This is a genomic window from Paenibacillus sp. FSL H8-0548 (assembly GCF_038630985.1).
Taxonomy (GTDB): Bacteria; Bacillota; Bacilli; order Paenibacillales; family Paenibacillaceae; genus Pristimantibacillus.
Genome location: NZ_CP152049.1, coordinates 4058715 through 4082304, shown reverse-complemented (window position 1 = coordinate 4082304; position 23590 = coordinate 4058715). Strand labels below are relative to the sequence as shown.

The window sequence follows — 23590 nt, the reverse complement described above, 5'->3', positions numbered from 1 at the left end:
AATCCTCCATTTTGTTCGATAAGGTTTTTAAGATGCTTAAAAATTATCCTCTAATTTGTCCACTTCCGTAAATTCGATATTTAGTTGACGTCAGTGCAGGGAGTCCCATTGGACCACGTGCATGAAGCTTTTGGGTGCTGATGCCGATTTCTGCGCCAAAGCCGAACTCAAATCCGTCAGTAAAACGAGTAGAGGCGTTGTGATAGACCGCTGCGGCATCTACCTCAGTAATGAATCGGTCTGCATTTACGCTATCTTCGGTAACGATACACTCGGAATGCTTCGTGCTGAATTGACGGATATGTGCCAAAGCAGCATCAAGATTCGGTACGATACGGATATTCATAATATAGTCGTTATATTCTGTGCTGTAATCCTCATGAGTAGCAAGCTTAGTTCCTGGAATTAAAGCAACCGCTTCTTCACTGCCGCGAAGCTCGACATTTGCTTGGAGAAAACGATCAGCGAGCGCAGCGAGATGCTTCTCAGCGAATGATTCATGTACAAGCAGTGTTTCCATCGAATTGCAGACAGAAGGGCGCTGTACTTTGGCATTAAATGCAATTTCTGCAGCCATGCTGTAATCTGCACTTTCATCTACGAAGGTATGACAAATACCAGCACCGGTTTCAATGACAGGCACAGTTGCATTTTCGACTACATTGCGAATTAAGGAGGCGCCGCCGCGTGGGATGACTACATCCAATAATCCATTCAGCTTAAGCATTTCATTGACAGAAGCACGGTCTGAATCCTCGATGAGCTGAATCGCATCCGCAGGCATAGCTGTATTCGATAGAGCTTGCTTCAATACTTCAACGATTTTGCGGTTCGATTCGATAGCCGCGGAGCCGCCGCGAAGGACAACGCTATTGCCTGTTTTCAAGCAAAGGCCGGCAGCGTCAACCGTTACGTTAGGACGTGCCTCATAAATCATTCCAATCACGCCGAGCGGCACACGGACTTTATCAACCTTAAGTCCATTTGGACGGTCAAAATGCTCAAGCAGCTCGCCGACTGGATCTGGAAGCTGGACGATTTGTCGAAGACCTTCAGCTATGTCAACGATACGGTCACTATTTAGAGCAAGACGATCGAGTAGGGAAGGGCTTGTTCCTTGTTCACGTCCGCGCTGTAAATCCAGCTCGTTAGCTGCAATAATAGCAGCCTGTTCAGCAAGCAGGGCATCAGCCATTTGATTGAGAGCTGTATTTTTTTGTTCGGTCGTTAATCGATTCATAGTTGTTGCTGCGTTTTGCGCTAATAATGCTTTTTGTCTCACTTCGCTTGTCATAGCAGTAAGCCTCCTTGTAAGGTTTAGATAACGATTATAATTACAATGTAATCCATTCATCGCGATGAATGACTTCAATGCGGCTTACTTCCACTCTGCGCTTTACTTCCTCAGTTGTAAGACCGGCTACCGCTTGAATTTGCCATGCCGCGTAATTGACTACACCACGGCCCAAAGTCTCGCCTTGTTGATTTTTAACCTCGACGACATCGCTGGGGTGGAAGTCGCCTTCAATTTCGGTCACGCCAGCAGGCAGCAGGCTCTTGCCTCCATTAAGCAGTGCAATTACAGCACCATCATCGACCGTTATACTGCCTTGTGGAATCGAATGAAAACCAAGCCATTGCTTCTTCATAGACAGACTATCCAGCTTCGTATCGAAATAAGTACCGGAGCCGATGCCGTCAACGGCAAGCTTAAGATCGCCTTCCTGCTGAACCTTGCCAATGAAGGCATGCACACCGCCGCGCATCGCAATGCGCGCGGCTTCAATTTTTGAACGCATTCCGCCTGTACCGACAGAAGAGCCAGCACCGCCGGCAACCTTCATAATATCCTCGGATATTTGGTCAACACGTTCAATTTTGATCGCTTGCGGATTTTTACGCGGATCTTCTGTGTACAAGCCATCCATATCTGTAATGATGACAAGCTTGGCAGCTTTAGTCATCGCTGCTACAAGAGCAGACAAGCTATCATTATCGCCAAACTTAGGAACGAGCTCATCTGTTGCAACGGTATCATTTTCATTAATGATTGGGATGATTCCAAGACGGAGCAGCTCTTCAATCGTCATTAGAGCATTTTGTATACGCCGGCGGTTGGAGAAGTCTGCGCGCGTGAGCAATATTTGTGCTGCTACAATGCCATATCCATGAAAGGCTTCCTGATAGGCTTGCATGAGGAGCGCTTGACCAACTGCTGCCGCAGCTTGTTTCTCATGTACAATTTTCGGCTTAGTGGAGTAGCCGATCAGTCGAAAGCCCGCTGCAACAGCACCGGAGGTAACGAGTATAACGCGACATCCGCTTTGATGCAGGGAGGCAAGCTCAGAGGCGAAGTATTGTATACGTTCGCGATTTAAGCCCCCTTCTTCAGAGGTGAGCGAGCTGCTGCCAATTTTTACGACTATTCGATCCGTCATCATGTAATCCCATCCTATACTTGTTTCGTGACGACAAAAAAGACCTTCGTCCATAAAGGACGAAAGTCTGAGCTTCCGCGGTACCACCTTTGTTGATGATCGCTAAAAATAGCATCATCCAGCTTAAGCCTGTAACAGAAGGCGCTGTCCGGTTCATCACCGGCCGCTCGGAGGTAGGTTCAGCAAGCGGCCTTCGGTAAATTCTCGCAGCCCATGGAATTTACTCTCTGATCGCGACCCTGCATGCTTAATAGTCCCGTCATCACGTTTCATGTTCAATTCTTATAAGCATATCATGATCCTATGCTGCTGTAAAGCAAGGCGTATGGCGGATTAAGCCTGAAATAAATTAAGTTTTCCGATCCGCTCGATGGCTTCCTCGAGCCGTGCTTCATTCGTTAACAAGCCAAGGCGGACAAAGCCCTCGCCGTGCGTGCCAAATCCAACGCCTGGAGCGACGACGACATCGGCCTCCTGCAGCAGAAGATCAGCGAATGATTCCGAAGTATAGCCAGGAGCAACTGGCAGCCAGCAGAAAAAAGATCCGCCTGGACGTGCAGCCTTCCAACCAATTCGATCAAGCGCAGCGAATAGCGCATTCCGTCTTTTCTCATACATGTCTCTTAGATCGGATACACATTGCTGTGGACCGGTCAGTGCAAGGGCAGCAGCTTCCTGAATACCGCCGAATAAGCTGCAATAGTAATGATCTTGAATTAAGTTTATTAGCTTAACAATTTGAGCATTGCCGATAGCAAAGCCTACACGCCAGCCTGCCATATTGTAGGTTTTTGATAAAGTATAAAACTCTACGCCAACCTCTTTAGCACCAGGTGTCTGAAGAAAGCTGATTGCCTTATTGCCGTCAAAGCCAATTGCGCCATATGCGAAATCACTTGAGATCACGATATTGTGCTTTTTGGCAAACTCAACTGTTTTTGCATAAAATTCAGCATTTGCTACTGCACCTGTTGGATTGTTCGGATAATTCATAAACATGAGCTTGGCTCGATCAGCTAAATCTGGACGAATAGCGTCATAGTCCGGCAAATAGTTGTTTTGCTCCGTGAGAGGCATAAAGGCCATCTCAGCTCCGGCGAGTGCAACCCCGGACCAATAGTCAGGATAGCCTGGATCGGGCACTAGACAAACATCGCCTGGATTAAGCAAGCATTGGCTAATTTCAACAAGTCCTGTTTTTCCGCCGAAAAGTATGGCGACCTCAGTCGCTGGATCTACATCTACGTTGTAATCTTCCTTGTAGCGCTTCGCAACGGCTTCCTTTAGAAAGGGATAGCCGCTAAAGGGCGGATATTTATGATACAACGGATTAGCGGCAGCTTCCTGCAGCTTCGCAACAATATGGGAAGGGGTCGGCTGGTCCGGATTGCCTTGTCCCAAATTGATAACATCGCGTCCTTTGGCCGTCTGTGCATTCGCTTTGGCGACCAGCTTGGCAAAAAATTGCGTCGGAAGACCATTCATCCGATCTGCAGGTTGAATAAGGTGTTGATTGATCTGTGTTTCCATATACCCTCACACTCCACATAAAAAATCGCTATCTATTTAGGCAATAGCTTAAATGTAGCACGAATGAGGGGATAAGAGAAGCAGGAGACTAGGAGGCAGGAATGCCAACCTTTTTAATAAACGGCTTAATGTCTGCTTTGAACAGGAACAGGTACGGCCTACGCTTCTCATCAAATACGAGCAAAAGCGGTGGTTTATCTTTACAATTGAACAGGAAAAGATCATCGGATACGACCGAGATATCATTCGATTTAATCGTAACAGCCTTCTCTAAGGGAACTCGGTAAACATAGCTGCAGCTTTCATCATTAGTTACTTGAGGAGCAAGTCCCGTAATGGAGCCGACCCATGATGCGGCTAACGTTTGGAACTGTGCATCATTAGGAATGGTTTTGACAACTTTTCCGGCGGCTACGTCAAAAACTTGAACCGGCTTTAAGCCGACCTCTGTAGTTGGTGAATTATGGGCGGGATGAGCAGCAGCTACTTGTGTGATCAGTAAAATTGAGCAGCATGCGAGCAGCACTGCTGCGAATTTTTTGAATATCATTACGGCATTCTCCTCTTCGATTGTAATGTGGTGAAGTCATTATTGTTACGATTCCCAACTTGACACAGAACCATGACAGGGTATCATTAGGGAAATAGCAACAATGGGAGGAATGGCAAATGAGTAATCAATTGCGGCTTGCACTGCTGCAAATGCATATAGAGGCTGGAAATCCGGAAGCGAATTTTGAAAAGCTGGCAAGCATGCTGGAAGAAGCGGTCCATCAAGCTGAAAAACCGGATGTAATTATGTTTCCAGAAATGTGGAACACAGGTTATGCTTTAACCGAAATTCAAACGCTGGCAGATCATGAGGGGGAGCGAACAAAAGCGTTTCTATCCGAATTCAGCAAAAAGCATGGCGTATATATTATTGGCGGTTCGATTGCTGAGCGGAAGGGGGATAAGATTCTTAACACGATCTTCGCGTTTAACCGCGAGGGGGAGGTTATCGCTGATTATTCCAAAATCCATTTATTTCGGCTCATGGAAGAAGAAAAATATTTGGTGGCAGGCGACAAGCTGGGCAAGCTTGAAATTGAAGGGACAAGCGCAGGCTTGATGATCTGCTACGATATTCGATTCCCTGAGCTTGCTAGAAAGCTTGCACTGGAAGGGGCCAAGCTGCTGTTTATTCCCGCAGAATGGCCGCATCCACGCCTTCACCATTGGCGCACGCTGCTTGCGGCACGAGCGATTGAAAATCAAATGTTCGTCATTGCCTGCAATCGGATGGGATCAAGCGGCGACACAAAATTTTTCGGTCATTCCCTTGTGCTGGATCCGTGGGGCGAAACGATTGCCCAAGCAGGTGAAGAGGAAACGATTCTTTATGCGACTATTGATTTAGCATTAGTTGATGCCGTACGTTCAAAAATTCCAGTATTTGAAGATCGCAGACCTTCTATATATGAAGCATAATAATCAATAGCTGCTAATGGTTTTCTTTAAGGTTTGGATGAAAGCATCAGCTGCCTTGGAGAGATAACGACCCTTGCGGCTAGCTACAACCAATGTTCTAGTAGATCTTGGGGACAGATTCAGATACGTGGGTGCAAACTCAGTCCCTTTGACTCGTGTAAGCATTTGTGGGACGAAGGCAATTCCCATGCCGCCTGCTACTAAGGATTGAATCGTTTCGATATTGCTGCTTTCAAATACAATGCGCGGAGTAAAGCCGAATTGCATGCATAAATCAACCGTTATCTGCCGAAAGCCTTGCCCGCGCTTTAGTCCAATAAAAGGTTCGTTGCGCAGCTCAGCGATATTGATTGGACTCTCACGTTGTGCGAGTGGATGGAGAGGGGGGACGGCAAGACATATTTCCTCTTCTAAGAATGGCTCCCACGCTAATGAGCTGTCAATAAGAGGCAGTGAAAGCAAGCTGAGATCGGTTCCGCCGCTGGCGGTCAGCTGCTCCAGCTTAACTGTCGTATCCTCAACAAGCACCACTTCGATTTGTGGATATTGTTCCCCAAATACCGGAAGAACAAGCGGTAAAATATGTGATCCTGTAATTGGAAGCGTGCCTACGACAAGTCGTCCCCGGCGCATCTGCGCCATATCATCCATTTCTTGCTTCAGCTGCTCGACAGCATCTAAGATTTCTTGAGATTTATTAACGAAAACCTGACCTGCTTGTGTTAACTCTACAGAGTTGGTCGTCCGGCGAAATAACATTACGCCAATTTCCTGCTCCAGCTTGGATAGCTGCTGACTCAGAGAAGGCTGAGCGATATGCAGCTTTTCTGCGGCGCGTGAAAAGTTTTTCTCCAAAGCGATCTGTATGACATAATTTAATTGTCTTAATTCCATAGAGCGAAACTCCTTTATACAAAATTATGGATTGAAAGTTATCATTATAGTTATTACCTATAGTGTCTATAGATATTATATCTTGGATCAATGAAGAAAGAAATGCTATAGTAGGTTTAGTTAAGAAGAGCAGAAGATTTAATGAAACGATGGGGTGAATATCATGACGAAAAAGACAATGTTTGAGAAAATTTGGGAAAATCACGTCATTCATCAAGAAGAAGGCAAGCCGAGCGTAATTTATATCGATTTGCAGCTTGTTCACGAAGTAACGTCGCCGCAAGCGTTCGAAGGCTTGCGTCTATCAGGCCGCAAAGTGCGTCGTCCTGATCGTACATTCGCAACGATGGATCATAACGTTCCAACAAAGGATCGCTTTAATATTACAGATCCAATCTCCAAGCAGCAAATCGACACGCTTACTCAAAACTGTAAAGATTTTGGCGTAACGCTGTTTGATCTTGACAGCATTGATCAAGGGGTTGTCCACGTTATGGGACCTGAGCTTGGTCTTACGCATCCTGGTAAAACGATTGTTTGCGGTGACAGCCATACTTCAACTCACGGTGCTTTTGGCGCATTGGCGTTTGGTATCGGTACGAGCGAGGTTGAGCACGTAATGGCAACACAATGCTTGCAGCAATCGAAAGCGAAGACACTTGAGATTCGCTTCAACGGCAAACGCAAGCCAGGCGTTACTGCAAAGGATTTGATCCTTGGCGTTATTGCTCAATACGGTACAGATTTCGCAACGGGTTACGTTATCGAATTTACAGGTGAGGCAATTACTAGCTTGACAATGGAAGAGCGTATGACCGTTTGTAATATGTCCATTGAAGCCGGCGCTCGCGCAGGCATGATTGCTCCAGATGAAACAACTTTCGCATATTTACGTGGACGTCAATATGCGCCCGCTAACTTTGATGATGCGGTTGAAGCTTGGAAACAGCTTACGACTGACGAAGGCGCAGAGTATGATACGGTATTGCAATTCGACGTTGATGCTTTGATCCCGCAAGTCACTTGGGGAACTAGCCCAGGTATGGGTACAAACATTACAGCTAAAGTTCCATTCCCTGCTGATCTTCCAACAGAGAATGAGCGTAAAGCAGCTGAAGCAGCGCTTGAGTATATGGATCTGAAGCCAGGTACGCCTATGAATGAAATTCCAATTGATTATGTATTTATCGGTTCATGTACAAATGGCCGTATTGAAGATTTGCGAGCTGCTGCTGAAATCGCTAGAGGCTACCAAGTTAGCGATCGTGTAACAGCGATTGTCGTTCCGGGCTCAGGCCGCGTGAAAATTCAAGCTGAGAAAGAAGGCTTGGACAAAATCTTCTCTGACGCTGGTTTTGAATGGCGTGATGCAGGCTGCTCGATGTGTCTGGCGATGAATCCAGACGTATTGAAACCAGGCGAGCGCTGCGCATCTACATCTAACCGTAACTTTGAAGGTCGTCAAGGCCGTGGTGGACGTACGCATCTCGTATCGCCTGCAATGGCAGTTGCCGCAGCGATTAAAGGTCACTTCACTGATGTACGCGATTGGGAAATTAAAACCGAAGTGTTGAACTAATTGAACGCGAGAGAGGGGTATAACCGATATGGAACCGTTTAAACAACTTACAGGCATCGTCGCCCCGGTCGACCGGGTCAATGTCGACACTGATGCAATCATACCTAAACAATTTTTGAAGCGCATTGAGCGCAGCGGCTTTGGCCAATTCCTTTTCTTTGAATGGCGTTTTCACGAAAATGGTGAAGTTAACGCTGAATTCGAACCGAACAAACCACGTTACGAGGGCGCATCCGTTCTTGTATCCCGTGCTAACTTTGGCTGCGGCTCCTCACGTGAGCATGCGCCGTGGGCGATTCTTGATTATGGCTTTAAAGTAATTATTGCTCCGTCTTATGCGGACATTTTCTACAATAACTGCTTCAAAAACGGAATCCTGCCAATCAAGCTTAGCGAAGAGCTGGTTGAAGAGTTATTCCAGCGCACGGCAAAATATGACGGCTACTCCTTGAAGGTTAATTTGGAGCAGAAACAGCTGTCCGATGATCATGGTCTAACGATCGATTTCGAACTAGATGAGCATCGTCGTCAATTTTTACTTCAAGGTCTTGATGATATCGGTTTGACTTTGATGCATGAGGAAAAAATTACAGCTTACGAGGAAAAACACGCTGCTCGTCTTAGCTAACAGAATTAAGGAAAGAGGACGATATAGCCGTTTAGGCTAATTGTCCTCTTTTTTCTATATAACGCAACTTTTTCTGACAAGCTGCGTCTATATCATCGTCTGTAAAAGTCGAATGCACTCATTCGATGCGGGCAATTTCAGTCATCGAGGTGGGAAATGAAAAAATTAGTATCCGTTTTCTTGTTTATGTCGGTTTTTTTCACGATGTTCGCTACAGTCGGACAAGCTGCAGAGGTTATTCCAAAGTTGTATTTGAATGGTCAGCTCCTAAAATCTGAGGTTAATCCGCAAATTATCAACAGTTCAACTGTTGTACCCGTGCGGACTATAACTGAAGGACTGGGCTACCAGATCGCCTGGAATAATTCAACCAAGACAGCAACACTCAATCATGGCAATGATGTCATTATACTTAAGCTTAATGACAATAAAGCTATGGTGAATGACCAACCTGTTCAAATGGATACTCCCGCTGCAATCGTTAAGGGCACGACGTTAGTTCCACTTCGTTTTGTAGGCGAGCAGTTTGGCCTGACCGTAGATTACAAGGCTGCTGTAAAAGAGGTACATATGTATGAACAGTCGACGCTTCCGACAGAACCAACAGAACCATCAGCGCCTGCTGGTTTAATTTCACAGGTGAATTACAATGGCGACAGCTCGATGACCATTAACTACGAAGGCACAGTGAAAGCAAGCAAGCCTATGCTTCTGGAAAATCCGAAGCGGGTTGTATTTGATTTCCCAAATACGGCCTATACTACGCTCTTAAATGGACAAGTAGAAATTACAGTTACAGACAGCACTTATTTGCAAAAAATTCGTTATTCCTTATTTTCCAGCTCTCCAGCAACAGCTCGATTAGTCATTGAAATTAGTGAAAACACAGGTTTTGTTCTTACAGAAGACGCAGGCCAATTTTTACTAAGCTTCATGTCACTTTCTGATGTTCCTAAGGATTCAACAGACACGCCGATTGTTGTTGTGCCTGAGACTCCATCTTCATCAAAAGATGTTTATACTGTAGTCATCGATGCTGGGCATGGCGGCACTGATCCAGGTGCGAAAAGTATAACGGGCAAATGGGAGAAGGAATTTAATCTTAGTATCGCACTTAAGATGAAAGCTCTCCTGGAGAAAGAAAGCAAAATCAAAGTTCACCTTACTAGAACCGGTGATACTTATCCTACTCTAGATGATCGCGTCAGCTTTGCAGAAAATCTAAAGGCAGACTTGTTTATGTCGATCCATGCCAATAGCGGCGCCAGCAGCGCATCGGGTGCTGAAACTTATTATTATCGTGATAATAGCAAAGCGCTTGCAACAGTTATTCATAAGCGTCTCCTTGCAGCGACAGGCATTAAAGATCGCGGAGTTAAGAAAGAAGCGTTTAAAGTGATCAAACAAACAACTATGCCAGCAGTTTTAATAGAAGCGGGCTTCTTATCCAACACATCGGATGCCAAGATGCTCTTTAGTGATGCTTCACAGAATCGTATAGCTGCTGAGCTTGTCGCAGGTATTAAGGAATACTTAAACGTAAAATAGAAAGCAGGTGTTCGGTGTTATGAAACATTTCAAAGCACGAGGGCTGCTTGCTGTCATCATTTTATCTGCTGCTTTGGCAGGTTGTGGAGCACAAGACAAGCCTAGCAATAATCCAGGCAGCACAATTGCCCCAACAGAAGCGCCTACGGCAGAGCCAACAGCCGCATTAAACGAGCGTGAAGCTATTATTTATTTAACCGATTCCGAATTTAATGAAACAATCGAAAAACCAGTTACTCTTGTATATGAAACAGAGGACGACCTTATTAAAGTTGCAATTGCCGAATTACAACAAGAACCAACCGGAAATGAATTAGCATTATGGAAACCGATAGAAATTAAATCCGTAGAATTAGCAGAAGGTGTCGTTACGATTGACATTCATTTGCCAGATGAGGCGCGTCTAGGTGCGCCTGGCGAGCTGTTAGTTATTGAGACACTTAAAAAAACGTTGTTTCAATTTGAGTTTGTTCAAGCGATTGAGCTATTGAATGATGGCCAACAGGTTGAAACGCTTATGGGACACGTGGAGCTTGAGCATCCAATGAATAGAGAGTAGGACAAGCAGCAGTAGTATGCGTGTAGCGCCCGCGGAGCTGATTCTGCTGAAGTCATCCTAAATTTTCAGGGGGAATATCGATTTATGACATTGCATTTTGCGGGAAAAAAGATTTTAGTAGGAGCGCTTGCATTCTCGCTCATTACTGGCAGCGGCGTAATATTACCTAGTCAAATCCATGCGGCTTCGACAGGTTTGACCACCCCTTTTAAAGATGTTAGCAGTGGTCATTGGGCAGAAAAACATATTGCCAAGCTAGCATTGCAAGGCATTATTGAGGGAAATACGACGACAAGCGGAGCTTTTGTTTTTCGTCCAAGTGAAAATGTGAGTCAGCAAGAAGCTGTGTTGATGGCGCTTCGTTTTGCAGGATTGGATCACAAGGCTGATACGAATGCAATGATCGCTTTTCCTACATCGTTTAACGTAAGTAACTATTTCAAGGCTTATGTAACGCTTGCCTTTCAAGAAGGCTTGCTTGATCAAACCGAAGAGTTTGATCTTGCCGCCAAGGATGCCAAGGTTGCATGGGGAACGAAGCCAGCTACTCGTGAATGGGTAACGAAGCTAATGATACGCGCGATTGAACAGGAGGAGGAAGCAGGACGCCTCCAAAATACGAGCTCAAGCTTCTCAGACGCTAGTCAGATCACTGCGATATACAAAGGCTATGTGAATGCAGCGGCGAAGCTAGAGCTTGTTAAGGGCGTTACAGCGACTAAGTTCGAACCTAAATCGAATGTGACTCGTGCGAGTCTAGCAACGATGTTTAGTAGAGCAGAAAAATTGTTTCCTGTAGCGTATGAAGGTCAAGTGAGCGGTATTGTTACGAGCAATACAGATGCGGCACTTACCCTTTACAGCAGCAATAAAGAAACAAGCTACAAGCTGGATGCGGATACACTGTTCTATCACTACAACACGGAAACACCGATCACAAGGAAGGAGCTGCTTGAATATGGCGACGTTACTGTCATTGCAAAGGACGGTAAGGCTAGCTATGTAGAGGTGACGGGCGAAAAGCAGCATACAAAGACGATCTTGGGTACGCTTGATCGTGTCATTGCTAGTGAAAAGAAAATTTATATTTGGATAGACGATAAGCCAGTAGAAATCTTTTATAATGATGCATTAGTAGTTGTGGATAATGAAGGCAAGACGCTATCTCTTTCTGAAATTAAGAGAGATAGTCAAATCAGCATTATCCAGGATACGTTCCGTGAAGCCTCGCTAGCTGTGAAAATTGTTGCATCTGCACAAGCATCGGCTACAAGTTTGAATGGATCATTTTATGGAGCGAGCGGCGGGCTTATTACCATTATGACAGGCTCGACACTGGTGTCTAAGTTTATCTCAGATAACGTGACTGTTGAAATTAACGGAATAAATGGAGCTTCAACCGATGATTTGATTAAAGCAGCTGATCAAGTAGAGCTTACGTTAAATGATAAGGATCAGGTTACGAAAATCAAAGTTACGAATCGGAACGTACAAACCATTGCCGGCGCACAGATTGCAAGCTATGTGAGTGACAAAAAACTGTTGACGATTGTTGATGCGTCCGGCTTGAATGCACAAGCGTTATACTTTACGGATAAAACGAAATTAGTATACAGCGGTAATGATATTTCGCTTGCAGCAGCAAGCAACTTATTGACTCCAAACCGTAAAGTTGTCATCAGCTATACAGGTGATTCCATCATTTCCTTGCAGTTCGTAACCAAATATACGGGGAAATTAGTATCATTAAATTCGGCAGCTAATTTAATGACGATCCAATTAGAAGGCGGTTCGACGATAGCAATACCTTATAATACTGCTTATGTTGAGCACCCTACAAAAACAAGCGCGGCTTTCAGTGATTTGAATGTAGGAGATTTATTGACGCTAGAATTAAACAGCAATCAAGACCGTGTGGCAACTATAAAAATCCAGCTGAGTACACAGTACGAGGTTGTATCAACCGATACGGTTAATAAAAGGCTGCGTGTTAAAAATGCATCGACAGCGGCGTTTGATTTATCGATGCTAAATACGGCGATAATCAATCAGGCAGGCGCAGTGTTAACCGTTGATCAAATTGCGGCAGGATCAATTATCAATGTGAATTATATCGGCAAGCAAGCAGTAACAGCTCAAACGGTTCCTACTACGTTCGGCAAGGTACAAACGATTACGGCTAGCTCCGTGACGATTGTTGACCTAGCTGGTCAAAGTATCACTTACAATAGTGATGCCGGACTCACTATTATTAAGGGTACGTCGCAGGGCGCAGCAACCAGCCTACTGACTGTAGGTGATTATGTTGAGGTTCAGAAGCCGGATAGTGTCAAAACACAGATTACAGCGGCTGTAGGGGAAAGTCGTATTTTCACATCCTACAATGCGACTACTGGTCAAATTTGGACCGAGAAAGCAACGGATGCGGATAACCGGAATTATTTTAATGTGACGAGCCAAACGACCTATACAGCGAATGGAAATTCTTCAACGCTATCAGCTTTGAAAGCTGGCGATGCGATTACCATTTTCAGCTTCAGAAACAATGCTATTGCAGTTGTAAAATAACGAGCTTGGTAAAAAAAGAGTAATTTAGACCAAAAATATTTATTTTTTGTGAAAAAACTGCCCATATGGGCAGTTTTTTTCTAGAATATGCTTGATTACGGTTGCGAAGCGTGTCAAATTTCGCTACACTTTGAACGATAGTGTTTCAATAGGAGAGAGGACGATGATCGCGAAACAAAAAATGCGTCATGTGCTGGATATTATAGCGGGTATGTTTCCAGATGCGCACTGTGAACTGATCCATAGCAATCCGTTCGAGCTTACGATAGCCGTACTTCTCTCGGCACAATGCACGGATGAAACGGTCAATAAAGTGACAGTCGGCTTATTTGAAAAATATAAGCGGCCTGAAGATTATTTGAGCGTACCGTTAGAGGAGCTGGAGCAGGATATTCGCCGTATCGGTTTGTTTCGCAGCAAGGCTTCGAATATACAAAAGCTATGCCGAATCGTTATAGATAAATATGACGGGGAAGTACCTGACAGCCATGAAGGACTAACTGAGCTGCCAGGAGTAGGGCGCAAGACGGCTAATGTCGTGATGTCGAACGCATTTGGCGTGCCGGCCATAGCAGTCGATACTCATGTGGATCGTGTATCCAAGCGGTTAGGGTTTGCAAAGCCAGATGATTCGGTGCTTGAGGTGGAGAAGAAGCTGATGAAGCTTGTTCCGAGGGATGAGTGGACATTAACTCACCACAGACTGATCTTTTTCGGCCGCTATCATTGCAAAGCACAAAATCCGCAATGTCCGATATGTCCGCTGCTTGATTTGTGCAAAGAAGGAAAACAGCGTATGAAGCCGGGGTTTAAAACAAAAAATAAGTCTATACAACCTAAATTAGCCAAAAAAGGATGATGATGATGAACTGTATTTCCGTTTACACGAACAATTTTGAGCTTTTCTCAGATATTTACGAGCAGGTGCTTGAGTCTCCACCTGAGGAGCATGAGGATCTTCTAGTGGAAGGAATTACGGTCAGCGGATCTGGCGAAGTGCCTGATCAGTACATCGAGCGTATGCGCTCTAAGCCTGAAGTTGTCGTTATGAGAGATAAAGAACGTAATATTATGATTTTGCAGCACGGCAACGTATTTGAAATTTGCATGCCGTCTGAAGAAGAGCAAGTCGTTTAAGGAGAAGCAGATGACTCAAACAACCGTGCAAAGCATAGCGGGAGCTATATCCGAGGCAGCAGCCTTAATGGCTGCTGCAGATGATGTGTTACATGCAAAGCAAGCACAGGAGCTGAACAGTAAGCTGACCGATGGTCGGCTTACTGTCGCTTTTTGTGGACATTTTTCGGCAGGCAAGTCAACCTTGATTAACCGTCTCTGCGGTACGAAGCTGCTTCCCTCAAGTCCGATACCAACGAGCGCGAACGTTGTTTCTATCCGCGGCGGCGAGCGGGCTTATGCAGCAGTGGAAATCCTTCGTAATGGTACAGTTTCCAAAGCAGAGGTTCCAATTGATGAGCTCGACCGCTACTGCGTCGATGGTGAGCAGTTCACATCCGTGTCTATTGTATATCCAAGCAACCAGCTAGGCGATCATACGGTGCTGCTGGACACTCCTGGCATCGATTCCACGGATGATGCTCATCGAATGGCTACAGAATCGGCGCTGCATCTTGCTGACGTCGTTTTTTATGTTATGGATTATAATCATGTACAATCCGAAATTAACTTTTCTTTTGCCAAGCAGCTGAAGGATTGGGGCAAGCCCTTATATTTTATCGTTAATCAAATTGATAAACACCGTGAGCGCGAGCTTTCCTTCGCAAGCTATCGGCAAAGCGTTGAGGATGCGTTTCACGCTTGGCATTTGGAGCCGGCGGGAATCGTTTATTTGTCGTTGCGCGAGCCTGAGCATCCTCATCAGGAATGGGAGCAGCTGCTAGAGCTGCTGGATCAGCTCAAATCGCTGCGCAAGCCGTTATGTGTGTACAGCGTAGATGCCTCCCTGCGTCATTTGGTAGACGCTCATGAGAAGTGGAGCGAGCAAGAAGGCGAGCCTGAGCGGGAACGGCTGATTACGGAGGCTGGCGGGGAAGAGGCGGCTGCACAAGTTAAGGGTGAGATGAATCGTCTTACAGCTGCTATAGGCAAGATAGCTGAGGAGAAAGAAGTTTACCGAGCGCAGCTGCGTAAAGAGCTGCAGTCGCTGCTTGATAACGCGAATATTACGCCCGCAGGGCTGCGTGATTTGGCGCAGACGTTTCTAGAGAGCCGCAAGCCGGGTTTTAAGGCAGGGCTGCTGTTTGCAGGGGCGAAGACTGCGGCGGAGCAGGAGAGACGCCTGAACGCTTTCCGTGAGGAGTTGAACAGCTTAATCAGCGCTTCCATTGATTGGCATGTGAAGCATTTGCTGCGGACAAAGGCAGAGAGTATTGGCTTTGACAGCGAGCTGCTGGAAGCCGAGCTCGCGCAAAAGCTGGCATGGCTGCCCGATGCGGAATGGCTAATCGGGCGAGTGAAGATAGGAGCTGTTATCAACAGCGAATATACAATGACCTTTAGCCGCGACCTAGCCGCGGATGTTAAGTCGGTTTATCGCCAGCGCGCGCTTGAGCTGATCGATGCGCTGGCGGATCATGCAGCGGCACTAGGCGAAGCCGCCGCCGCTCGGCATCAGGCACAGCTTGCGGAGCTTCGCGCGCAGGCTGGTGCCCTGGAGGCGCTTGAAGCGCTGGCGAAGCGCGATGCAGAGCATAAGGCGCGGTTGTTAGACGCGCTGCCTGAAGCGCCGGCTAGGCCTGTGCTGCCAGCCCCGCGTGCGGCTGGCGCAGATGCTTCGCACGAAGAGGCCGCATATGCGGCGGTTGAAGTGCCCGATGTTGTAGCGAAGAGCCGCGTGAAGCCGCGGCTCGAAGCTGACGCTGGCCGCGGAGCGCTAGCCGGCGGAGCCGCGCTTGCGCAGCAGCACAGCGCGGCAGCACGCTTAGCGGATGCTGCTGCGCTGCTGGCACCGCATCCGGCGCTGGCCGCCGCTGCGCATGCGATGCGCGACAAGGCGAAGCGGCTGCAGGACAGCCGCTTCACCATCGCGTTGTTCGGCGCCTTCAGCGCCGGCAAATCATCGCTCGCGAATGCGCTGATTGGCGAGCCGGTGCTGCCGGTCTCGCCAAATCCGACGACCGCAGCGATCAACCGGCTCGTGCCACCTACGGCTGAGCACGGTCATGGTACGGCGCGCATCGTTATGAAGTCGCGCGCCGCTATCTTGGACGATGTGCGCTACTCCTTAGCGCTGCTCGGCGAGAAGGCAGGCGAAGAGCATCTGCCTGATGCGGCAGCACTCATGCGGGCGATCGACAAGCTAACGCCGGATACGATTGGAGCAGGCGGGCGTCCGCATTACAGCTTCCTGCGCGCCGCGAGAGCTGGCTGGTCGGAGCATGAGCCGCTGCTAGGCGAGGTGCTGTCCGTCGATCAAGCGGAATATGAGCGGTTTGTGGCAGAAGAAGCGCGTTCCTGCTTTGTTAGTGAAATCGATCTTCATTACGACTGTGCTTTAACAGCACAAGGAATTGTCCTTGTTGACACGCCAGGCGCCGACTCAGTAAATGCAAGACATACAGGCGTAGCTTTTAACTATATTAAAAATGCCGATGCTGTCCTTTTTGTAACCTATTATAACCACGCGTTCTCCCAAGCAGACCGTCAGTTTCTGATGCAGCTTGGCAGGGTGAAGGATCAATTTGAGCTGGACAAAATGTTTTTCCTTGTGAATGCTGCTGATTTGGCTGCCGATCAAGAAGAGCTCACTGGCGTTCTTAAGCATGTGGAGACAAATCTCCTTCAGCATGCGATACGGTCGCCGCGTCTATTCCCTGTATCGAGCTTGCAGGCGCTTGATGGAAAGCTTGAGGCGGATTCAGAGCTGTTGAAGCGTTCAGGCATTGAAGAGTTTGAGCAATCCTTCTTATCCTTTATTCAGAATGATCTGGGACGAATGGCGATTGATGCGGCAGAACAGGATTTGAAGCGTGCAGCCGCTACTGCCCTTGGCTGGATTCACAGCGCAGAAGGTGATATGGCATCACGTGAAGCGGAGTTAAGCTCGCTAAGCCATGCTGTAAATGAAGCTAAGAGTGAAATTACTGCGCTGAAGACAGGCTTGATGCCGGAGCTTCTAAGGCAAGAGCTGAGTGAGCTGATGTACTATGTGGTCCAGCGGATTCAATATCGATTTGGCGAGTTTTATAATCTTGCCTTCAATCCAGCCTCATTGCAGGATGACGGTCGAGACTTGCGTAAAGCGATATGGACATCATGGCTTGAGCTGCAGCGGCTTGTCCAGCTGGAGCTCTCACAGGAGCTGCTGGCAACGTCGCTTCGGATGGAACGCGGGCTTCATACGCAGCTCCAGAAGCAATTTGCAAATGCAGCGCAGAACTTGGAAGCGTATATCGCTTCTTACAATGCGGTTCCATATGCTGCTTCAGATTTGCCAACGCCGGAAGAGCCGCCGGTATGGGAAGCTGCTGCGGTAGATACGAAGCTGCTCTGGAGCCGTTTCAAATCTCCGCGCCAGTTTTTTGAAGGCGAAGGAAAGTCGCTGCTTCGCAAAGAGCTGGAAGCACTGCTTGCTCCATCTCTAAATGGATGGATGTCTGAGCAAACTGCGGAGTGGATCTCACTTTATGAGCAGATATGGCAAAGGGCTGCCGATCAAGCTGGTAAGCAGCTGGAAGAGGATATGCTCGCCTTTGAGAGCGGCAAGCGAAGCTCGCTCTCTGGCAGCGCAAATACTTCAGAGCTGAAGCAGCTGTACAATCAACTTATTCATCTCTAAATGTCAATGAATATGCCCTGTTCGATCACAGGATTAGCTTAATGCTTTTGCGGGTGTTTTTCCCACCTGCAAAAGCTTTTTTTATTTTGTGTGTTTATGTGCAAAAAGTGAGTAATAGGCACATATATGTCATGAATTACGACCAAATAGGAGGAATAACCAGTTTCGATTTAGTTAATGAGTCAATAAGCTCCTTTAATCAATTATATGCATACTTATACTGTTTGCTCCGTTTTCAGGTTACTGCTACTATTCATTCATACTAAAAAAATTGCTACGGGGAGTTGGAATTACTTGGACGTTTTTAAGCAGTTGAGAGCATTTTATTGGGAGGAGCGAAAGTTGCTGTTCGCCTCAATAATTTGTTTAATGTGCGCTACGGCGCTCGGACTTGTTTATCCGAATTTACTGCGATTTTTGATTGATGATGTCATCAAGCTAGAAAATTATCATCTAGTACCGACGCTTGCTTTTACGGTTGTTGGAGTCGTCATTTTTAAAGCATGTATGCAGTTTCTACACGGATTAACGGGAGGGCGCCTTGGAAATAAGGTAGCCTTCAATATGAGAAATGCTTTGTATGACAAGCTGCAAACGCTGTCGTATCAGTATTATGACAAAGCGAAGACGGGTGACCTTATGTCGCGTCTGACAGCCGATCTCGAAGCCATTCGCAACTTTATCGGATTTGGCTTTGCGCAAATTTTGAACATGGTGCTCATGATTGTTTTCGGAGGAGCGATGATGCTGTCCATTCATTGGCAGCTAACGTTGATTACGCTAGTGATGATACCGTTGCTTGGCTTTGTAGCTATACGCTTTGAACGTCATATCCATCCAGCTTTCCGTGAGATGCGCCAAGCGATGAGTAATCTTACGACTGCGGTGCAAGAGAATATTACGGGTGTGCGTACTGTCAAATCATTTGCGCGTGAAACCCATGAAGTATCGAAATTTTCAATACGCAGTGAAGCTTACCAAACGAATCAGGTAGGGGCAGCAAAGATATGGGCGAAGTATTTTCCAGTGATGGAGCTCGTTGCGAATTTAAGCGCTGTCATCCTTTTAGTAACAGGCGGTATTCTTGTTATTAACGGTTCACTCAAACTAGGTGAGTTTGTTGCCTTCTTCAGCTTGATCTGGTACATCATTGGTCCAATGTGGGGGCTTGGGTTCCATATCAACAACTTCACACAATTCAAAGCATCAGGAGAACGGGTGCTTGGCTTGCTCAATGAGCATGTTCACGTGAAAAACACAGAGGATGCTATCGTGGTTAACAACCATTCGGTAAAAGGCCATGTACGCTTTGACCATGTTACGTTCAACTATCCTGATAAGTCGAATGCCGTAACAGACCTAGTCATTGATGCGCCAGAGGGCTCTGTAATTGGATTGCTAGGGGCGACAGGATCAGGTAAATCTACGATTATTCAGCTCTTGATGAGAGCCTATAATGTAAGAAAGGGTACGATTACACTTGATGGGATCGATATCCGCAATTTGGACGTTGCAAGCCTTCGCCGCTTGATCGCGCCGGTATTCCAGGAAACCTTCTTGTTCTCGGCTTCCATTCGCGACAATATTGCTTTTGGTGTACGGAATGTTACGCCGGAGCAGATTGAGTATGCTGCTAAGCTGGCCAAAGCGCATGACTTTATCATGGAGCTGCCGCTTGGTTACGATACGATCGTGGGGGAAAGGGGCATGGGTCTATCCGGTGGTCAGAAGCAGCGGATTGCGATTGCGAGAGCACTTATTATAAATCCGCGTATTCTTATTTTGGATGATGCTACAAGTGCGGTCGACATGGAAACCGAGCATGAAATTCAAGCAGGCTTTAAGGAGCTGATGGCTGGTCGTACGACATTTATTATTGCACATCGGATATCCTCGCTTCGACATGCTGACGAAATTATCGTTCTTGACAAGGGGCATATCGTCCAGCGCGGAACACATGCGCAGTTAATAGCGCAGCAGGGGCCATATCGTGATACTTATAACATTCAATATGCTGATTATCCGCTGGAGGATACAACGCTCTCTGAGCAAGTGCATAATCGGAAAGGGAGTACCGTATAATGAGCACGAGTGCCAAAACAAACGCTAGCAACAAAAACGAACGCTTCGTTTATCAAGACGATGAGCTGATTGAAAAGCCCTTTAACTGGGGGCAATTACGTCGATTGTTCACGTATATGAAGCCTTACACCAAACAATTAATGCCTGTCATATTTATGATGATTCTTGGAACGCTGACACGTCTCGGCGTACCAGCGCTTGTCATTTTAGCGATTGATGAAGCAATTGATCCAAAGAAAGGCGAATCGAGCATCTCAAAACTGCTGATTATCGCAGGTATAATGCTATTTTTGTATATTATTCAATGGGCATCTAATACGTATCGAATCAAATATACGAATATTATCGGGCAAAAGGTTATTTACGACCTCAGAAATCATTTGTTTCAGCACATTCAGAAGCTTAGCTTCCGTTTCTATGATAAGCGTCCAGCAGGCTCCGTGCTTGTTCGTGTAACGAATGACGTTAACGCACTTCAGGACCTGTTTACGAACGGGGTCATCAACCTGCTGATGGATTGTGTCCAGTTAGTTGGGATCGTCATCATTTTGCTTGCATGGAACTTTAAGCTGGGTCTCGCGGTTATGATAACGGTGCCTCTCATGTTTCTTGTATCAACAACGCTTCGCAAACGGATTCGTTTTGCTTGGCAGGATGTACGAATGAAGCAATCTCGGATCAACTCACACTTGAATGAAAGTATTCAAGGAATGAAGGTTACACAGGCGTATGTGCAAGAAAAGGATAATATGGGCTTCTTTAATCATATGAACTCAGATAATGTTAAATCTTGGAATAAAGCATCGGCATTAAACCAAGCCTTTGGTCCGGTTATTGAAATTACAGCTGCTATCGGAACTTTCATATTATTTTGGTACGGTTCTCATCTGATTCAAATCGGAGCCATTACCATCGGTTTGTTTGTCGGTTTCGCGACCTATATCGGAAACTTCTGGGAGCCGATCAATCGTCTCGGGCAAATGTATTCCCAGCTGCTTATTGCAATGGCATCATCGGAGAGAATCTTTGAGTTTATTGATGAGGAGCCAACGGTTGCGGAACTCGAACTAGCGAAACCACTGCCTAAAATTAAAGGTGATGTAAGGTTTGAGCATATTGTGTTTGAGTATGAGAAGGGCAGACCGGCGCTGAAAAACGTAACCATTGATGTGAAAGCCGGTCAATCCATTGCATTAGTCGGTCATACCGGCTCAGGCAAAAGCACGATCATTAACTTGCTCTGCCGTTTCTATGATCCGGTTGAAGGCAGTGTGCTTATCGACGGCATAGATATCCGTAATGTCAGCATTGAAAGCCTGCGCTCTCAGGTCGGTATCGTCCTTCAGGATACTTTTATTTTTGCAGGCTCGATTCGGGATAACATTCGATATGGGCGACTGAACGCATCGGATGACGACATTGTAAAGGCGGCACAGGCTGTTAATGCACATGATTTTATTATGGAATTGCCAGATGGATACGATACGCAAGTAGAGGAGCGCGGAAATATGCTCTCGATGGGTCAGCGCCAGCTTCTGTCGTTCGCACGCGCATTGCTTGCAGATCCGCAAATTCTCATTCTGGATGAAGCAACAGCAAGTATTGATACTGAAACAGAGCTGAAAATTCAAGAGGCGCTTAAAGCGTTATTGGCAGGCCGCACTTCCTTTATGATTGCGCATCGACTGTCAACCATCCGACATGCCGACGAGATAATTGTGCTTGACCATGGTCAAATTGTTGAACAGGGCAACCACGAAACTCTTATTGCGAAGCAAGGGGTATATAACGGATTAATTGAAGCGCAATATCGCTTTTTATAAAATGCAATTTAGAAAAATAGTTGATTTTTGCGAATAGAACCTCCACAATGGAAGAAAAAACGAAACGAAGCGCTAGTCTTGCCTTAACTGGTGGTGGACAGCGCCTTCGTTTTGCTTCCAGGAGGCTCTTTTTCTTTATGTATGGATCACCATTATCATCAAATGCACGTAAGCTGCTGCTGTTAGGCTCTGGAGAGCTTGGGAAAGAGGTTGTACTGGAGGCTCAGCGTCTTGGAATTGAAACGATAGCCGTAGATCGATATGAGCATGCTCCCGCTATGCAGGTTGCGCATCGCAGCTACACGATTGATATGCTGGACGGAGCAGAGCTCCGTCGCATCATTGAGAAGGAGCGCCCGGACTATATCGTGCCGGAAATTGAAGCGATAGCGACGGAAACGCTTCTGGAGCTCGAGAAAGAAGGTCATCGTGTCATTCCAACAGCACGTGCTGCTTGGCTGACGATGGATCGCGAGGGCATACGCCGCCTTGCAGCTGAAACGTTAGAGATTCCGACAGCCCCGTATCGCTTTGCTGATACGCTTGATGAGCTGCGAGAAGCAGCGGCGGTGCTGGGCTTTCCTTGTGTAATTAAGCCGATTATGAGCTCTTCAGGAAAAGGGCAAAGCGTTTGTCGTTCGGAAGGGGAGCTGGAAGCATGCTGGAGCTACGCAATGGAGGGCGGTCGTGCGAAGAAGCAGCGCATTATAGTGGAGGGCTTCATCACTTTCGAATCTGAAATTACGCTTCTGACCGTTCGATCTGCTTCCGGTACGAGCTACTGCCCGCCGATTGGACATGTTCAGAAGGATGGCGATTATATTGAGTCCTGGCAGCCGCATGAAATGACGTCGCAGCAAATTGCTCAGGCAGAGGAGATCGCTCTGCGAATTACGGATGAGCTTGGCGGCTATGGCATATATGGTGTGGAGCTGTTTATTACGAAGGATGGTGTATTATTTAGCGAAGTGTCGCCGCGTCCGCATGATACGGGCATGGTAACGATGGTTACACAGGATCTATCTGAATTTGCTCTGCATGTAAGAGCCATTCTTGGTTTTCCAATTCCTACAATTCGGCTGCTGACACCAGGTGCTTCCCACACGTTGAAAGCTGATCGGGAAGCTGCCGCATTCCGTATCGGTGGAGTAGAGGAAGCACTGTCAGTGCCTAATACGCAGGTTCGTGTCTTCGGCAAGCCGGAAACAAAGGTCGGACGCCGTATGGCAGTCGCGCTTAGCTCGGCTTCTGAAGTAGAGGAAGCGCGTGATCTTGCGCGGAAAGCGGCTAGTGCACTCTATATTGAGTATGTGAGTGAATAAGTATGACGCAATATTTTTAATTTAAGGCAGGTGAAATGAACATGGGCAAGAAACAGAAGAAAGTACATTCTTCCGCTCCAAGATCGGCTCCAAAAGCTGCATCCAATAATGAGCAGGACAATGGGATGACGCTTAAGGATTTGTTAAGCAGCGATATGCTGAATAAGCTAAAGGCGCAGGCGGATGAAATGAAGCAGGCAGAGGCGAATCTCAAGGAAGACCTTCGCAAGCAGGAGGAAGAGAAGAAGAAACAAGAGCAAAAGCGACTGGAAAATGACTTCTCTTATTTACTTGAAAATAGTGATCCAAGCTGGTCTAAGCATAAATAATAGCTTAAATAGACAAAGAGCT

The 23590-nt window shown here is 46.6% G+C and carries 18 protein-coding genes; 13 read left to right on the top strand and 5 right to left on the bottom strand.

Annotated elements, in window-relative coordinates:
• Positions 1-43: 43 nt before the first annotated feature.
• The 4 genes from MHI37_RS17400 to MHI37_RS17385 form a co-directional block, all read right to left on the bottom strand.
• Positions 44-1294: a glutamate-5-semialdehyde dehydrogenase gene (locus MHI37_RS17400; RefSeq protein ID WP_076336943.1), complete on the bottom strand. Its 1251-nt coding sequence runs from the start codon at positions 1292-1294 to the stop codon at positions 44-46.
• A 40-nt stretch (positions 1295-1334) separates the two neighbouring features.
• Entirely contained in the window at positions 1335-2438 is a 1104-nt protein-coding gene (proB, locus tag MHI37_RS17395) for a glutamate 5-kinase (RefSeq protein ID WP_076336994.1), read from the bottom strand.
• Positions 2439-2771: 333 nt separating this feature from the next.
• On the bottom strand, positions 2772-3968 hold the full coding sequence (locus tag MHI37_RS17390) for a pyridoxal phosphate-dependent aminotransferase (RefSeq protein ID WP_076336942.1): 1197 nt from the start codon (positions 3966-3968) through the stop codon (positions 2772-2774).
• Between the two features lie 88 nt (positions 3969-4056).
• Positions 4057-4518, bottom strand: coding sequence for a hypothetical protein (locus MHI37_RS17385; RefSeq protein ID WP_076336941.1), 462 nt, complete (start codon positions 4516-4518; stop codon positions 4057-4059).
• Between the two features lie 119 nt (positions 4519-4637).
• On the opposite strand from MHI37_RS17385, the gene MHI37_RS17380 reads away from it, so the two are divergent.
• Positions 4638-5438, top strand: a complete 801-nt coding sequence (locus MHI37_RS17380; protein ID WP_076336940.1) for a carbon-nitrogen family hydrolase — start codon at positions 4638-4640, stop codon at positions 5436-5438.
• A 3-nt stretch (positions 5439-5441) separates the two neighbouring features.
• Here MHI37_RS17380 and MHI37_RS17375 read toward each other — a convergent pair whose 3' ends face one another.
• Positions 5442-6332, bottom strand: coding sequence for a LysR family transcriptional regulator (locus MHI37_RS17375; RefSeq protein WP_076336939.1), 891 nt, complete (start codon positions 6330-6332; stop codon positions 5442-5444).
• Positions 6333-6495: 163 nt separating this feature from the next.
• On the opposite strand from MHI37_RS17375, the gene leuC reads away from it, so the two are divergent.
• The 12 genes from leuC (at position 6496) to MHI37_RS17315 (ending at position 23568) form a co-directional block, all read left to right on the top strand.
• Positions 6496-7911, top strand: coding sequence for a 3-isopropylmalate dehydratase large subunit (gene leuC / locus MHI37_RS17370; protein ID WP_076336938.1), 1416 nt, complete (start codon positions 6496-6498; stop codon positions 7909-7911).
• A gap of 28 nt (positions 7912-7939) precedes the next feature.
• Positions 7940-8539: a 3-isopropylmalate dehydratase small subunit gene (gene leuD, locus MHI37_RS17365; RefSeq protein WP_076336937.1), complete on the top strand. Its 600-nt coding sequence runs from the start codon at positions 7940-7942 to the stop codon at positions 8537-8539.
• Between the two features lie 156 nt (positions 8540-8695).
• Positions 8696-10087 (top strand): N-acetylmuramoyl-L-alanine amidase, encoded by a 1392-nt coding sequence (locus MHI37_RS17360; RefSeq protein ID WP_076336936.1) that lies wholly within the window; start codon positions 8696-8698, stop codon positions 10085-10087.
• A 19-nt stretch (positions 10088-10106) separates the two neighbouring features.
• A complete protein-coding gene (locus tag MHI37_RS17355) occupies positions 10107-10646 on the top strand; it encodes a GerMN domain-containing protein (protein ID WP_076336935.1) in 540 nt (179 codons plus the stop codon).
• 84 nt (positions 10647-10730) lie between these two features.
• Positions 10731-13214, top strand: coding sequence for an S-layer homology domain-containing protein (locus MHI37_RS17350; RefSeq protein ID WP_076336934.1), 2484 nt, complete (start codon positions 10731-10733; stop codon positions 13212-13214).
• A gap of 163 nt (positions 13215-13377) precedes the next feature.
• On the top strand, positions 13378-14073 hold the full coding sequence (gene nth, locus MHI37_RS17345; RefSeq protein ID WP_076336933.1) for an endonuclease III: 696 nt from the start codon (positions 13378-13380) through the stop codon (positions 14071-14073).
• Positions 14074-14078: 5 nt separating this feature from the next.
• Positions 14079-14351: an NAD/NADP transhydrogenase alpha subunit gene (locus tag MHI37_RS17340; RefSeq protein ID WP_076336993.1), complete on the top strand. Its 273-nt coding sequence runs from the start codon at positions 14079-14081 to the stop codon at positions 14349-14351.
• A 10-nt stretch (positions 14352-14361) separates the two neighbouring features.
• Entirely contained in the window at positions 14362-18012 is a 3651-nt protein-coding gene (locus tag MHI37_RS17335; protein WP_076336932.1) for a dynamin family protein, read from the top strand.
• Positions 18013-18306: 294 nt separating this feature from the next.
• The gene (locus MHI37_RS17330; RefSeq protein ID WP_076336931.1) at positions 18307-20094 is read left to right on the top strand and encodes an ABC transporter ATP-binding protein; all 1788 of its coding nucleotides are present in this window, start codon (positions 18307-18309) and stop codon (positions 20092-20094) included.
• Complete coding sequence (locus MHI37_RS17325; protein ID WP_076336930.1) at positions 20094-21917, top strand: ABC transporter ATP-binding protein; 1824 nt, start codon at positions 20094-20096, stop codon at positions 21915-21917. Before MHI37_RS17330 ends, MHI37_RS17325 begins: the two co-directional genes overlap by 1 nt.
• Positions 21918-22054: 137 nt before the next feature.
• On the top strand, positions 22055-23239 hold the full coding sequence (gene purT, locus MHI37_RS17320) for a formate-dependent phosphoribosylglycinamide formyltransferase (protein ID WP_076336929.1): 1185 nt from the start codon (positions 22055-22057) through the stop codon (positions 23237-23239).
• Positions 23240-23280: 41 nt separating this feature from the next.
• Positions 23281-23568, top strand: coding sequence for a YqkE family protein (locus MHI37_RS17315; protein WP_076336928.1), 288 nt, complete (start codon positions 23281-23283; stop codon positions 23566-23568).
• Positions 23569-23590: the final 22 nt, after the last annotated feature.